This window comes from Acinetobacter guerrae (assembly GCF_009372255.1).
GTDB lineage: Bacteria > Pseudomonadota > Gammaproteobacteria > Pseudomonadales > Moraxellaceae > Acinetobacter > Acinetobacter guerrae.
This window is the reverse complement of the sequence record NZ_LXGN01000033.1, coordinates 1-300: the sequence shown is the minus strand read 5'-3', so window position 1 is coordinate 300 and position 300 is coordinate 1. Positions and strand designations below refer to the sequence as shown.

General features: G+C 39.3%; 1 pseudogene. It reads left to right on the top strand.

The features are described 5' to 3' along the window. Positions 1–300 (top strand): annotated as a pseudogene (locus tag A7A69_RS09530) (PepSY domain-containing protein); the annotation flags it as partial.

Genomic DNA, 300 nt, shown 5'->3' with positions numbered 1-300 from the left:
TGCGATAAAGACTTGACTGTAGAGATAGCACCTTTCGCCAATATGGAACATTTACTTGAACAACTTCCAACATTACCAACACGTGAATATTCCATAGCCAGCATTCCAACCCAGTTATTTTTAAGACTTACAGTTCGTCAACAATATGATCATCAAGGTCAACTTGGGCTTGGTTCAGGATGGCTTACCGAACATACTCAAATCAATGATACACTTGCTTTACGGATTCGCACCAATGAATCTTTCCATTTGATTGATGATAATCGCCCAATTATCTGTATTGGAGATGGCACAGGTATC